This is a genomic window from Isoptericola sp. GX10416 (assembly GCF_056590155.1).
The window spans coordinates 260265-273521 of the sequence record NZ_JBWPVO010000001.1 but is presented as its reverse complement, the minus strand read 5'-3'; the positions used below and the strand labels follow the sequence as shown (position 1 = coordinate 273521).

13 protein-coding genes are annotated in these 13257 nt (G+C 73.4%); 6 read left to right on the top strand and 7 right to left on the bottom strand.

The annotated features are described in order from the left end of the window. Positions 1–32: 32 nt before the first annotated feature. The 4 genes from ligD to ACWAT2_RS01310 form a co-directional block, all read right to left on the bottom strand. Positions 33–1112: a non-homologous end-joining DNA ligase gene (gene ligD / locus ACWAT2_RS01325; RefSeq protein WP_402371705.1), complete on the bottom strand. Its 1080-nt coding sequence runs from the start codon at positions 1110–1112 to the stop codon at positions 33–35. A 9-nt stretch (positions 1113–1121) separates the two neighbouring features. Next, entirely contained in the window at positions 1122–1826 is a 705-nt protein-coding gene (locus ACWAT2_RS01320) for a hypothetical protein (protein ID WP_402371707.1), read from the bottom strand. 62 nt (positions 1827–1888) lie between these two features. Continuing rightward, positions 1889–3436: a DUF349 domain-containing protein gene (locus ACWAT2_RS01315; protein WP_402371708.1), complete on the bottom strand. Its 1548-nt coding sequence runs from the start codon at positions 3434–3436 to the stop codon at positions 1889–1891. Continuing rightward, positions 3433–4221, bottom strand: a complete 789-nt coding sequence (locus ACWAT2_RS01310; protein ID WP_402371710.1) for a peptidylprolyl isomerase — start codon at positions 4219–4221, stop codon at positions 3433–3435. Before ACWAT2_RS01310 ends, ACWAT2_RS01315 begins: the two co-directional genes overlap by 4 nt. A gap of 152 nt (positions 4222–4373) precedes the next feature. On the opposite strand from ACWAT2_RS01310, the gene ACWAT2_RS01305 reads away from it, so the two are divergent. The 4 genes from ACWAT2_RS01305 (at position 4374) to ACWAT2_RS01290 (ending at position 9701) form a co-directional block, all read left to right on the top strand. Beyond that, complete coding sequence (locus tag ACWAT2_RS01305; protein WP_402371712.1) at positions 4374–5102, top strand: MBL fold metallo-hydrolase; 729 nt, start codon at positions 4374–4376, stop codon at positions 5100–5102. Between the two features lie 54 nt (positions 5103–5156). Continuing rightward, positions 5157–6512: a histidine--tRNA ligase gene (hisS, locus tag ACWAT2_RS01300; protein WP_402371713.1), complete on the top strand. Its 1356-nt coding sequence runs from the start codon at positions 5157–5159 to the stop codon at positions 6510–6512. 136 nt (positions 6513–6648) lie between these two features. Continuing rightward, the gene (locus ACWAT2_RS01295) at positions 6649–7866 is read left to right on the top strand and encodes a hypothetical protein (protein WP_402371715.1); all 1218 of its coding nucleotides are present in this window, start codon (positions 6649–6651) and stop codon (positions 7864–7866) included. Continuing rightward, the gene (locus ACWAT2_RS01290) at positions 7863–9701 is read left to right on the top strand and encodes a M16 family metallopeptidase (protein ID WP_402371717.1); all 1839 of its coding nucleotides are present in this window, start codon (positions 7863–7865) and stop codon (positions 9699–9701) included. Before ACWAT2_RS01295 ends, ACWAT2_RS01290 begins: the two co-directional genes overlap by 4 nt. A 26-nt stretch (positions 9702–9727) precedes the next feature. Here the strand turns inward: ACWAT2_RS01290 and ACWAT2_RS01285 are convergent, their stop codons facing one another. Further along, positions 9728–9859, bottom strand: coding sequence for a hypothetical protein (locus ACWAT2_RS01285; RefSeq protein WP_402371719.1), 132 nt, complete (start codon positions 9857–9859; stop codon positions 9728–9730). 121 nt (positions 9860–9980) lie between these two features. On the opposite strand from ACWAT2_RS01285, the gene ACWAT2_RS01280 reads away from it, so the two are divergent. Next, positions 9981–10565 carry a hypothetical protein gene (locus ACWAT2_RS01280; protein WP_402371720.1) on the top strand — a complete coding sequence of 195 codons (585 nt, stop codon included), beginning with the start codon at positions 9981–9983 and terminating at the stop codon, positions 10563–10565. Next, on the top strand, positions 10562–12205 hold the full coding sequence (locus tag ACWAT2_RS01275; protein ID WP_402371721.1) for an Rv2578c family radical SAM protein: 1644 nt from the start codon (positions 10562–10564) through the stop codon (positions 12203–12205). Before ACWAT2_RS01280 ends, ACWAT2_RS01275 begins: the two co-directional genes overlap by 4 nt. A 65-nt stretch (positions 12206–12270) precedes the next feature. Here ACWAT2_RS01275 and ACWAT2_RS01270 read toward each other — a convergent pair whose 3' ends face one another. Next, entirely contained in the window at positions 12271–12630 is a 360-nt protein-coding gene (locus tag ACWAT2_RS01270; RefSeq protein ID WP_402371722.1) for a DoxX family protein, read from the bottom strand. A gap of 53 nt (positions 12631–12683) precedes the next feature. Further along, positions 12684–13157, bottom strand: a complete 474-nt coding sequence (locus ACWAT2_RS01265; protein WP_402371723.1) for a PPOX class F420-dependent oxidoreductase — start codon at positions 13155–13157, stop codon at positions 12684–12686. Positions 13158–13257: the final 100 nt, after the last annotated feature.

Below are 13257 nucleotides of genomic sequence, written 5' to 3'. Positions count from 1 at the left end.
CGCACGGGTCCGTGCGTCCGCGGACGGCGCGGTCACTCGGCGGTGCGCTGGCGGTCCTTGGCGCGGCTCGGCTGCACCCGCTTCGGCTCGCCCGGCATCTTGGGGTATTCGGGCGGGTACGGCAGGTCGCCGAGCCCGTGCTCCTCCTCGTCGCGACGGGCGAGCGCCAGCGCCGCGTCGAGCGAGCAGTCGAGGGCCGGGTCGCGGTCGGCGCGCAGCGCGGCGAACAGGTCTCCGCGCTCGGTGAACCGGGCAGGCACGGTCGCCACGGTGAAGTCGTCGGGATGGACGTCGCCGACCTCGTCCCACTCGAGCGGCGTCGAGACCGTGGCACGCGGGTTCGCGCGGATCGAGTAGGCCGAGGCGATCGTGCGGTCGCGCGCCATCTGGTTGTAGTCGACGAAGATCTTCTCGCCGCGCTCCTCCTTCCACCACCGCGTGGTGACCTGCTCGGGCAGGCGTCGTTCCAGCTCGCGGCCGATCGCGATGGTGGCGCGGCGGGCCTGGGCGAACGACCACTCGGGGGCCAGCGGGACGAACACGTGGATGCCGCGGCCGCCCGACGTCTTCGGGTACCCGACGAGCCCGAGCTCGTCGAGCAGCGCGCGCAGGTGGGGTGCGACGGCGGCGGCGTCGTCGAAGGTCGTGCCCGTCTGGGGGTCGAGGTCGATGCGCAGCTGGTCGACGGACTCGACGTCGTCGCGGCGCACGGGCCACGGGTGGAACGTCAGGGTCCCCATCTGCGCCGCCCACGCGACGACCGCCAGCTCGTGCGGCGCGACCTCGTCGGCGGTGCGTCCGCTGGGGAACGCGATCCGTGCGGTCTCGAGCCACGACGGCGCGCCCTTCGGGACCCGCTTCTGGTAGAAGGCGTCGCCGTGGCTGTCGGACCGGGTCGCCATGACGGCGCCTTCGAAGTATCCCTTGGGCCAGCGTTCGAGGGTGGTGGGCCGGTGCAGCAGTGCACCGAGGATCCCGTCGCCCACGCTGAGGAAGTACTCGACGACGTCCAGCTTGGTCAGCCCTGCCTCGGCGAAGACGACACGGTCCGGGCTGGAGATGCGGACGGAGCGCCCGGCAGCGTCGATCTCGACGGCTTTCGAGGAGGCCATGGGGTCACGCTACGCCGGGCCGTCGAGGACTGCTGCCCCAGCCTCAGCCTCAGCATCTGCCCGTGCGAGCGCGGCCTCGGCGGCGTCCAGGTGCTCCCGGGCACGGGGTCGCCCTACGGCACGGGTCCGGCGCTCCAGCGAGCGTCGTGCCGCGGACAGGTCCGCGCCGGCGCCGCGCGCGAGCGCCAGAACGGCGGGGACCGGGGCTGGAACGTGCAGCACGAGCTCCACCACCGTGCGGTCCGGTGTGGTCACCGGCACCAGGTCGAGGTGCGCCGTGTCGCCGTGCAGCAGGGGTCCCTGCCACAGGCGCGCACCGGGGGGCCGGTCGGGCTGGTGGCGGCCGGCCGGGTACGTCAGGTCGAGGGCCGCACCGTCGTCGTGCCCGGTGTGTACCCATGCTGCCGTCCGGCCGGTCACGACGGCGCCCGTCGGGACCTCGGCCGCCAGCAGGCTTGCACGCACCGTCGGGCCGATGGCGGCGTCGGCCGGGCAGGCGGCATCCCTCCGCAGGACCCGCAGGAACCCGTCGCGCACGAGGGTCTGCCACGCGGCCGCCCCTCCGACGTCCTCCGGTCGCAGGACGAGCCGCGTCGCCCGGACGGGCGTGAGCAGCGCGCTCAGGGGGCGCTCTGCGTGCGGGGCGGTGAGCAGGACCACCAGGACCTCCCGGGGACGGCGACGGGCGAGGAGCGCGGTGCGAACGTATCGCACCGTGCTCCTCGCCCGTCGGGCCGTCGTGGTGGTCTGTGGACGACGGCGCCGCCCACCCGGTGTCAGCCTCGGGAGTCCTCGGCGGCCTGGACGACCTGCTCGAGCCACGAGCGGCGAGCCGCGATCGCCGTCTCGAGCTCCTCCACCGCGCGTCCGTCGCCCGACTCCCGGGCAGCTGCGAGCTCCGCCTCGAGTCCGGCGATGGCCTCCTCGAGCTGAGCCGCCGCACCCTCGGCGCGCGCCTGCGTCTCGGGGTTGGTGCGCTTCCAGCGGGCGTCGTCGGCCTCGCGCACCGCGCTCTCGACGGCGCGCAGACGGCCCTCCACCCGCTGGATGTCGCCACGCGGCACCTTGCCGGCGTCCTCCCACCGGTCCTGGAGGTCCCGCAGAGCCGCCTTCGCGGCCGCCAGGTCGGTGACCGGCAGGAGCGCCTCCGCCTCGACGAGCAGCTGCTCCTTGACCTTCAGGTTCTCGCCGTACTCGGCGTCGATCGCGGCGTTCGCCTCGTCCCGCGCCCCGAAAAAGGTGTCCTGTGCCGCCCGGAACCGCGCCCAGAGGGCGTCGTCGTCCTTGCGGTTGGCGCGCCCGGCCGCCTTCCACTGCGCCATGAGGTCGCGGTAGGCGCCCGCCGTCGCGCCCCAGTCGGTCGAGTGCTGCAGCGCCTCTGCGTCGGCCACCAGCGCCTCCTTGGTGGCCTTCGCGGCGGTGTTGCGCTGCTCGAGCTCGGCGAAGAAGTGGCGACGTTCCCGGTCGAACGCGGTGCGCGCGTGGCTGAACCGCTTCCACAGCGCCTCCTCGCTGGGCCGGTCGATGCGCGGGCCGTGCCGCTGGGCGTCCTTCCACTGGTCCAGCAGGCCGCGCAGCTCCTCGCCGGCCGGTCGCCACTGCATCTTCGCCGGGTCGGTGCTCGCGATCTTCTCGGCGGCCTCGACGATGGCGGTCCGCGCCTCCACGGCACGGTCCTTGGCCGCGGCACGCTCGGCGTCGAGCTGCTTGCGCCGTTCTGCGGCGCGGTCCCGCAGCCCGGCAACGCGCGCCCGCAACGCGTCGAGGTCTCCGACGGCGGCCGGCTCGGCGGTCTCCTCGGTGAGCTTGGACAGCGTCTGGTCGATCTCGCGGACAGAGAGGTCCGCGCTGTCGAGCCGGGTGTCGAACAGCGCCACCTTGGCCACGAGGTCGAGATACCTGCGCACGTACAGGCTCAGCGCCTCGTCGGTCGAGACCCCGGGGTACTGGCCGACGCTGCGCTCGCCGGCGGTCTCGCGCACGTACACGGTGCCGTCGTCGTCCACGCGGCCGAAGCCTGCGGCGGACGCCTCCTCGGCGGCGTCGTGGACGACAGGCGCCACCGGCGTGGTCGGTGCGGCGGCCGCCGGGACGGCGGAAGGCTTGGGGCGGCGCAGAGCCGACGGCTTGGGCGCGGCGGGTCGGGGTGCGCCAGGCTTGGGCGCCGCCGGTCCGGGCGCGGGCGCGGCGGGGCGCGGGGCGGCCGGCTCGTCGACGCGGTCCTCGCCCGCGGGTGCTTCGCTGGGAGGAGTCTCGGCCTGCGCCTGCTCGGCGGAGTCCTCGACGTGGTCGGGGCCGTTCGAGCCGGGGATGCTCTCGCTCACTGGGTCTCAACTCCTTCGATGATGACGGGGCTCGCCGGGGAGCCGTCAGCGGCTCCGTCGGTCGTGCCCGCGTCAGCGACTGCCTGGACCGTGTCCAGGCCGGACGTCACGGTGCCGAACACCGTGTACCCGCCGGCGGCGTCGGACGGGATGGTGGATTCCTCGTAGACGAGGAAGAACTGTGAACCCATGGACTCCGCGTCGCCACCGCGGCGAGCCATCGCCACCGTGCCCGCCGGGTAGACGTCGTCGTCGGGCGCGTTCTCGACCGGGCCGTACGAGTACCCGGGGCCTCCGGAACCGCTGGCCGTCGGGTCCCCGCACTGCAGCACGTGGATCCCCTGGGTGACCAGGCGGTGGCACGCGGTGGCGTCGAAGTAGCCCTGCTCGGCCAGGGAGACGAAGCTCGCGACCGTCTGAGGAGCGCGTTCGCCGTCCAGTTCGAGGGCGACGGTCTCGGTGGCTCCGTCGACGCACAGGTCGAGCGAGACCTCCCAGGTGCGTCCCTCGGCGGCATCGGGTCCGGGAAGCTCGCCGCCGTCGCGCGCGTCGGTCGAGACGGCGGAGCACGCCGCAGAGCCCTCGGTGGCGTCGGACGTGGCGCCGTCGGCCTGCGAGCCGGACATGCCTGCGACGACCGCACCGCCGGCGACCAGCGCGAAGACGGCGAGGATCGCGACGAGCACGCCGACCCGACGACGGCGCTCCCGCTTCTCGCGCTGCCGATCCTCCCACTTCGCCTGACGCTTCCGGGCGTACTCGCGCTCGCGCTTGCTGGGCGCCACCGTCGCTCGTCCCCTCTCGATCCGTGCTCGCACGCGGAACCGTGCGCGTGCGACAGTCTAGGGCTCGCCGCGCTGGTCAACCGCCCGAGCACCGCGACCAGGAGTGCGCGGCGCCCTCGTGCCCCCTGTCGAGGGGCCGTTACGGTAGCGCCATGGACGTGCACGTGGTCGTCGCCCCTGTCTTCGGCACCAACTGCTGTGTGGTGGTCGCCGACGTCGAACGCGCGGACGGTCGACGCGACTGCGTCGTGGTCGACGCGGGCGCCGGGACCGCCGACGGTGTGGCTCGCGTCGTCGACGAGCACGGGCTGGTGCCCCGGGCGGTGCTCGCCACGCACGGCCACGTGGACCACACGTGGGACGCGGCGGCCGTCTGCGACAGGTACGGCGTCCCGCTGCGGCTGCACGCGGCCGACGTCTACCGGATCTCCGACCCGTTCGGCACGATCGGGCTCGGGGGGCAGCTGGACGCCCCCGCCGGCGCCGTCAGCGACGCGCTGACCCAGGCGCTCGCAGACTTCGGCTGCACGCCGCGCGACTACCGCACGCCGTCCGAGGTCCAGGGCTTCGACGGCGCATCCGTCGAGCTGCAGGCCGGCGACGTGCGGCTTCGCGCGGTGCACGCCCCCGGGCACACCGAGGGGTCCACGCTGTACCTCGTGCCGGGGGCGGACCGGACGGGCCTGGTGCTCAGCGGTGACGTGCTGTTCGCCGGGGGAGTCGGGCGCACCGACCTGCCCGGGGCGGACGTCGACGCGATGCTCGCCACCCTGCGGGGCGTCGTCGCCGGCCTGGACCCGGAGCTGGGTGTCGTGCCCGGCCACGGGCCGACGACGACCGTGCGACACGAGCTGGCGACGAACCCGTTCCTCGGGGGCTGAGCCACCGGGCGGGCGGTGTCCGCACCCTGCGGCCGGATCTGGGAAGATCGCCCCATGGCTCGCATCACGCCCCTCTCCGGCTTCCCCGAATGGCTCCCTGACGGTCGCGTCGTGGAGCAGCACGTCCTGGACGTGCTGCGCCGCACGTTCGAGCTCCACGGGTTCGCCGGCATCGAGACGCGTGCGGTCGAGCCGCTGGACCAGCTCCTGCGCAAGGGCGAGACCTCCAAGGAGGTCTACGTCCTCGACCGGCTGCAGGCCGAGGACACCGCTTCGCGGTCGTCCGAGAAGCAGTTCGGGCTGCACTTCGACCTGACGGTGCCGTTCGCGCGCTACGTGCTGGAGAACGCCGGCCGGTTGGCCTTCCCGTTCAAGCGCTTCCAGATCCAGAAGGTCTGGCGTGGTGAGCGTCCCCAGGACGGCCGGTTCCGCGAGTTCGCGCAGGCCGACATCGACGTCGTGGGAGCAGGCGAGCTGCCGTACCACTACGAGGTCGAGCTGCCGCTGGTCATGGCCGAGGCGCTCGGCGCCCTGCGTGACGTCGGGGTCCCCGAGGTGCGCGTGCTGGTCAACAACCGCAAGGTGGCCGAGGGCTTCTACCGCGGGCTGGGGATCGAGGACGTCGAGGGCGTGCTGCGCCAGATCGACAAGCTGGACAAGATCGGTCCGGAGCGTGTCGCGGAGCTGCTCGTGGCCGAGCAGGGTGCCAGCCCGCAGCAGGCCGGAGCGTGCCTGGACCTCGCCGCCATCAGCGGCACCGACGTCGGGGTGGTCGACCGTGTCCGTGCCCTCGCCGACGAGCACGGAGCACGGACCGAGCTCCTGGAGACCGGCCTGGAGGAGCTCTCGGCGCTGATCGTGGCGGCGTCGACGCGCGCGCCCGGTGTCGTCGTGGCCGACCTGAAGATCGCCCGCGGTCTGGACTACTACACAGGCTCGGTCTACGAGACGCTCCTGGTCGGCCACGAGGAGCTCGGCTCGATCTGCTCCGGTGGCCGGTACGACACGCTCGCCTCGGACGGCAAGAACACCTATCCCGGCGTGGGGCTGTCGATCGGCGTCTCGCGCCTCGTCTCGAGGCTGCTGTCGGCGGGGCTGCTGTCGGCCACGCGAGGAGTCCCGACGGCCGTCCTCGTCGCGGTCTCGGACGAGGAGTCACGCGCGGCCTCCGACGCGGTGGCCGCGGCGCTGCGAGCGCGCGGCATCCCGACGGACGTGGCGCCGTCGGCGGCGAAGTTCGGCAAGCAGATCAAGTACGCCGACCGCCGCGGCATCCCGTTCGTCTGGTTCCCCGGCGACGAGCACCAGGTCAAGGACATCCGCTCGGGTGAGCAGGTCGAGGCCGACCCGGCGGCGTGGGAGCCTCCCGCGGCCGACCTGTGGCCGCGCGTGGTGCCCGCCGCCGGGTGAGCGAGCGCCGTCCCGGGGACCGACCACCTGTGCTGGAGGTCCCGTCGCAGGTGAAGCCCCTGCTAGGGTGCGCGTGCCGCCCGTCCTGGGACCGCCCCGGGCCGCCGGGGCGGCATGCGAGCGAGGGAGCTTCAGCGTGGTAGGCAGTGCAACGCCGGTCGCGGGGACCGAGACGGACGCGACGGGTGACCTGGGACCGCCCACGTTCGACCGGTGGGTCCGCTACCGCGAGCTGGACGAGCTGCGGACCGCGCTCGAGGCGGGCGACGCGAGCCGCCTCGTGCGGACGTTCGAGGCTCTGGACACCGAGACCGCGTCGCTTGCCGCCTGGTTGCTCTTCGAGAGCGCGGACCTGGAGGGTCTGGTCGAGGAGGTGCTGGTCGACCGGCCGCAGGACGTCCTCGCACGGACCCTGCTGGCCGGTCGCCACGTGGTGCTCGCCTGGGAGGCGCGCAGCGGGGCCCGGGTGCAGGACGTCTCGGCCGACCAGCTCGAGCGCTTCCGGGCGCACCTGGTGCGCGCGGAGTCCATCCTGTCCGAGGTCTGCGCGGGGGCCCCCGACCAGGTCCTCGCCTGGGAGCTCCGGCTGACCACGGCGCGTGGCCTCGGGCTCGGCCTCACCGAGGCGCGGCGCCGGTACGACCGGATCGCCGACCTTGTCCCCGGGCACTGGCGGGCGCAGGACGCCTACCTGCAGCAGGTCCTGCCGAAGTGGGGCGGGTCCTGGGAACGTGCCGAGGCGTTCGTCGCCGAGTGCGCAGCGGCCGCGCCGGCGGGCTCGCCGAGCAGGGCGCTCGTGGCGAACTTGCAGGTCGAGCGTTGGCTCGCCACGGGCGACGGAACGTTCCTGGACGACGCCACGGTCGCGGAGCTGCGCCTGGCCGCGCGGGAGGTCCTCGGTCCGGACGCCGCGACCGGACCTGCAACCGACGCCGTGCACGCCAGGCTCGCGCTGCTGTTCACGTTCGCCGAGCGTTCCGACGACGCAGCGCCGCACTTCGCGGTCCTCGGCACCGACCCCGTCCCCGACGGCTGGGAGCACCTGGACGACGCTGCGGGCTGGTACGCCCGCAGCCGTGCGCAGGCCCTGGGGGCAGCGGTGGTACCTGACGCCCCGGGAGCGCCGTCGCGCACCAGACGCCGGTGGCTCAGGGTGCTGTGGGGGGTCTCGATGGCATTCCTCGTCGTGATGCTGGCCCTGTGCGCCACCGGCGTCGTCGTCAGCGTCGGGGCGGTGTCCCGGGGCGAGCCGGGCGCGGTCGTCCGTCTGGTCGTGCTCCTGGCGGCGACGGGTCTGGCGGCGCGGTACCTGTGGCAGGGCGCGCGGCCCGGCCGACGACGGGCGAAGGTGTGAGCACCGACCGCACCGGAGCGCCCGACGTCGCCGAGACTGCCGCAGCACCGTCCGGGGCCCCGATGTCCGAGGACCTCGGACGACGTCTGGCGCCCTTGGCGGGAGTGATCTCGTGGTCGGTGGTCGACGACGTCCCGGTCCTGCACGCGCACCGCGACGGGCCGGTGACCGGCGCTCTGACGTTCCGGGTGGGTCGCGCGGACGAGACGCTGGCGACCGCAGGGATCACCCACCTGGTCGAGCACCTGGCGTTGCACTCCGACCAGCCCGTCGACGTGCACCACAACGGTGTGACGGGCGCCATGTACACGACCTTTCACGCGACCGGGGCGGTCGACGAGGTGGTCGCGCACCTCAACGCCGTCTGTGCCGCGCTGCGAGACCTGCCCGTCGCCCGGCTGCCCCTGGAGAAGCAGGTGCTGCGCACGGAGGCGTCCGGCTCGGTTCGCGGCGTCGGCGGGGAGCTGCGCGCCTGGCGTCACGGGCCCCGGGGGTACGGGCTGAGCGGCTTCGACGAGCTGGGCGTCCGGCGGCTCACCGAGGAGCAGGTGCGCGACTGGGCCGAGGAGCGGTTCACGGCCGAGAACGCGGTGGTTCACCTCACCACCGCCGCGGTGCCCGCCGGGCTCGACCTGCGCCTGCCGCGCGGGGCGCGGATCGCTCCGCCGGTCCCGACGAACGCCCTGGAGGTCACCCCGGCGTCGTTCGCCGGTGCGGACGGGGCCGTCGTGCTGGATGCGGTCGTGGACAGGTCGCCCGCGGCGGTCGTGCTCACCCGGGTGGCCTCCCGTGCGCTGTTCGACCGGCTGCGGCGGCGGACAGGACTCTCCTACGCGACCGAGGCGGACTACTCCGTCCGCGACGCCTCGGCCGCGGTGATCACTCTCTACGCCGACGCGCTGCCCGAGAGGCAGGACGCGGTGGTCGGGGAGTTCGTGGACGTGCTCGCGACGCTCCGCGGCGGCGGCCTCTCCGAGGCGGACCTGGACGCGGCGCGCTCGACGCTGCACCGCGAGCGCGACGTGCCTCACCTGGGCGCCGCGATGCTGCCGACGGTCGCGGCCGACCTCCTGCTGGGGGCGCCTGTGGTCTCGGTCGAGGAACGACGTGCGACGCTCGACGCCGTGTCGCTCGAGGACGTGCGGGCCGTGGCTCAGCGGGTCTGGGACGACGCCCTGATCCAGACGCCCGGAGGTCGTCTCGACTGGGCCGGGGTCGAGCCGGCCCTGGTGTGGTCGCGGGACACCGTCGACGGCGAACGGTACCCGTCGCTGGTGGCACCCGGCGTCGCGCTCGTCGTCGGCCGCGAGGGGGCCAGCGTCGTGACGCCGGACGGCGCGGCCACCGTGCGTTTCGCCGACTGCGTCGCACTGCTCACCCGCCCGGACGGCGGCCGGGTGCTCGTCGGCGCCGACGGGTTCCGCGTCGCCGTCGAACCGACCGTCCACGAAGGGCTGTCGGCCGACGTGGTCGCCGCAAGCATCGACCGGCGCGTCGCCGACGATCTCACGATTCCGCTGCCGCCACGAGGCCCCGACGCGATCCCGCGACCGCCCGCGCGCGTCGCCCCGGTGGTGCGTGCTTGGTCGGCGCTGACGGGCCGGATGGCCCGTCTCGGCGACCTGGCGCACGCGAGGCTCGGCCGATGGAACTGGCTGGTGTTCGCGGCGGGCTGGTTCCTCGGGGTCCGTTCCGCGCGGATGCTCTCCGAGGTTCAGGCCGGTGACGCGGCGCTCGCGGTCCCGGCCGCGGTGACCGGCGTGGTGGCGGGCCTCTTCCTGGCCGTCTCGGCAGCTGTGGCCCTGCGCGCACGGCGCGCACGCACGTCCCGCTGAGCGGGGACCGTACGGACGGCTCGGCGTCAGGCCTGGATGAGCGCGAGCACGTTGCCTGCCGGGTCGGTGAACCACGCGAACGAGGCGGGTCCGTGGGCGTCGCCCTTGGGGCAGACGAAGACGGCAGAACCTTCCGTGACGTCGAGCTCCAGTCCCATGGGCGTGCGCCGGACGGTGAGGCCAAGGGTGTCGTGCGAACCCTGAGCCGTCCCTGAGTTCACCCCTGATTCTTGCGCTGACCTGGCCCGATGTGACCGATGCTGACATATCGTCCGTCGCGTGAACGTCTACGTCGTCCTGTCGCGCAGCACCACCGTCCTGTCCCGAGCGATCCGGTGGGCCACCGGCGCCGAGTTCACGCATGCTGCGCTCGCGCTGGACCCGGGCCTCGAGCACATGTTCAGCTTCGGCCGCCGCCGCGCGGGCAACCCGTTCGTCGGGTGCTTCAAGCGGGAGCGGCTCGACGACGAGCTGTATCGGCGCATGCCGGTGCTGCCGGGCGCGGTGATCGAGGTCCCGGCCACGCCGCGGCAGCGCGTCGCGGTCGAAGCGAGCATCGCGCGGTTCACCGTGGACAGCGACGCGTACTCCTACAACCACGCCGGGCTGCTCGGGCAGGGCTCCGAGGACAGCACGCGGTTCGTGTGCTCGGAGTTCGTCTACCACGTCCTGCGTGACGCAGGCGTCTGCGACCTGGGGATGCCGCGCTGGAAGGTCAGCCCCCAGACGCTGCTCCGTGTGCCGGGCGACGTGGTGTTCCGCGGGGACCTCAAGGGGTACCGTCCGGGCCCGACGCCGCACGCACCCGCGATGGCCACCGTGCCGTTGACCTCCGATAGAACTCGTGTTCGAATAGCGGCGTGAGATGGGACGCGCAATCGGTCACCGCCGACGACGGCGCCCTGCCCGGGCTGGACCGGACCGACCTGGCCCGTGCGGGCCTGGTGCGCAGCGTGCGTACGCCGGAGTTCGCCGGGATCACATTCCACGAGGTGCTGGCCAAGAGCGCGCTGTCCAAGGTTCCGGCGGCGTCCCGCATGCCGTTCGGCTGGACGGTCAACCCGTACCGGGGATGCAGTCATGCGTGCCGCTACTGTCTGGATCCGGAGACGCTGGTCCTCCTGGCCGACGGCCGGCAGAAGCCGATCCGTGACGTCATGGTCGGCGACCAGATCGTGGGCACCGAGCCGGACGGCGAGGGCAGGCGCTACGTCACGACGCAGGTGCTCGCGAGATGGCCGACCGTGAGGACGGCGTACCGGGTCGTCCTTGCCGACGGGACCGAGCTGGTCGCCAGTGGAGAACACCGGTTCCTTGCGCGCGGTGACGGGTGGAAGCACGTCGCGAGGCAGCGGCCCGGTGGGGCGCAGCGACCGTCCCTGACGCAGGGCGACCACCTGATGGGATGCGGCGGCCGCCGTCCTCGGGGTGCCGCGACGCCTGCGTCCGCGCGGCCGCTGGAGGTCGTCGGCGACACCGTCACGTCGTGGGCCGGCCTGCGGGTGGTCAGCGTCGAGAATCTCGGGTTCGAGCAGGAGATGGTCGACATCACGACCGGCACCGGTGACTTCGTCGCCAACGGTGTGATCAGCCACAACTGCTTCGCCCGCCCGACGCACGAGTACCTCGACCTGGACGCCGGCAAGGACTTCGACTCCGAGGTCGTGGTCAAGACGAACGTCGACGACGTGCTGCGCGCCGAGCTGGCCAGACCCTCGTGGCGGCGTGAGGCGGTCGCGCTCGGGACCAACACCGACCCGTACCAACGTGCCGAGGGGCGCTACCGGTTGATGCCGGGCATCATCACGGCGCTCGCGGACTCGGGCACGCCGTTCTCGATCCTCACCAAGGGCACGCTCCTGCGCCGTGACCTGTCTCTGATCGCCGACGCGGCCGAGCGGGTCGAGGTGGGCCTCGGCGTCTCGCTGGCGTTCGTCGACGAAGAGCTCCAGCAGGCGGTCGAACCGGGGACGCCGACGCCCCGGGCCCGGCTCGACCTCGTCCGCGCGGTGCGCGACGCCGGACTGCCGTGCGGCGTCATGGTGGCGCCCGTCCTGCCCTGGCTCACCGACTCCACCGACCATCTGCGACGCCTGCTGGACGCCGTGGCCGACGCCGGCGCGACCGGCGTCACGGTCGTCCCGCTGCACCTCAAGCCGGGGACGCGCGAGTGGTACCTCGAGTGGCTCGCCCAGGACCACCCGCACCTGGTGGCCGGGTACGAACGGGTCTTCACGCGGGGGACGTACGCACTGAAGGGCTACCGCGAGTGGCTGTGGGACCGGGTCCGTCCCCTGCTCGACGAGCGCGGGTTCGGCCGGTCCGGGCACCGATCAGGGTCCGGTGCCACCGGCCGGCACGGCGAGCTCCGTCCGCACGACGAGGGCGACTATCCCGCCGGGTCGATGGTCGAGGCACCCGCACGAGGGGCCGTCGCGGGGATGCCTCGCGACGGCAGCGGGCTCGAGGTGGCCGGCGCGGGTGTCGAGCAGGTGCTCTTCTGAACGGTCCAGCGCGCGTCCGCGCTGGCGCGTCCAGCCTGCCCGCCCGCCGACGGCAGTCGGCGCCGTCACCGGATGAACGAGAACCACAGGACGAAGAGGCACAGGAGCAGCATCCCGGTGGCGTTGACGAAGAAGTTGCGGCCGAGATCGCGTGCCCGGACGTGGAAGGTCATCGCGACGACGAAGTAGGCCACCAGTGCGACCGACGTGACGGAGCCGAGCACCGGGATCCGGAGACCGGCGACCAGCCCGAGGGCTGCGGCACCCTTGACCCACGGCGTGACCCACCACCACCGCTCCGGGAAGTTCACGTCGCGGAAGCACTGCGCGATGAACGCTGCCGGCCTGACGCACATGACGGCGTCGACGGCCGTGACGAGTGCCAGCACCAGCACCGGCCACGTCGGATCAGGAATCCACCGCATGAGCCGAGGTTACGACGGGCACAGCACCCCGTGCACCGATGGTGACGAGCGCCTCAGTCGTCGTCGGCCAGCCGCGCGGGGAACCCGCCGGTCGCGATCGGACCCCACCGTTCGATGGTGATCCGCACCACCGACTTGCCCTGCGTGACCATCGCGGCGCGGTACTCGTCCCAGTCCGGGTGCTCGGTGCCCGCCGCTGCCCGGTAGTACTCGACCAGCGGTTCGACGGACTCCGGGAGGTCGAGCACCTCCGCGATGCCGTCCACCTGCACCCAGGCGTCGTTGAAGTCCTCGCCCTGGGACATGAAGGACGCCTGCGGGCGCTTGCGCAGGTTCGCCACCTTCGCGCGTTCCGGGTACGTCGAGACCACGACCCGCCCGGCGGGGTCGACGCCGTAGGTGACCGGGCTCAGTTGAGGACGGCCGTCGCCACGGGTCGTCACGAGCACACCGTTGCGGCGCGCCCGCAGGAAGTCGACGAGGTCCTCGCGGGACACGGTGGTGCTGGTCGCGATCTGGCGGGCCATGGGAATCTCCTCGCGGTGGCGGTGCGGTGCCCCAGTAGGATGGCACGGGCGTCGCGCGCGCCCACGCCGGGACGCCGTGAGGCTCCGGCGGCCGACAACG

What these genes read in the sequence shown, in the direction of transcription:
- ligD (WP_402371705.1), bottom strand. Translation starts at nt 1,112, where the DNA reads ATGGCCTCCTCGAAAGCCGTCGAGATCGACGCTGCCGGGCGCTCCGTC.
- ACWAT2_RS01305 (WP_402371712.1), top strand. Translation starts at nt 4,374, where the DNA reads ATGGACGTGCACGTGGTCGTCGCCCCTGTCTTCGGCACCAACTGCTGT.
- hisS (WP_402371713.1), top strand. Translation starts at nt 5,157, where the DNA reads ATGGCTCGCATCACGCCCCTCTCCGGCTTCCCCGAATGGCTCCCTGAC.
- ACWAT2_RS01285 (WP_402371719.1), bottom strand. Translation starts at nt 9,859, where the DNA reads ATGGGACTGGAGCTCGACGTCACGGAAGGTTCTGCCGTCTTCGTCTGC.
- ACWAT2_RS01270 (WP_402371722.1), bottom strand. Translation starts at nt 12,630, where the DNA reads ATGCGGTGGATTCCTGATCCGACGTGGCCGGTGCTGGTGCTGGCACTC.
- ACWAT2_RS01265 (WP_402371723.1), bottom strand. Translation starts at nt 13,157, where the DNA reads ATGGCCCGCCAGATCGCGACCAGCACCACCGTGTCCCGCGAGGACCTC.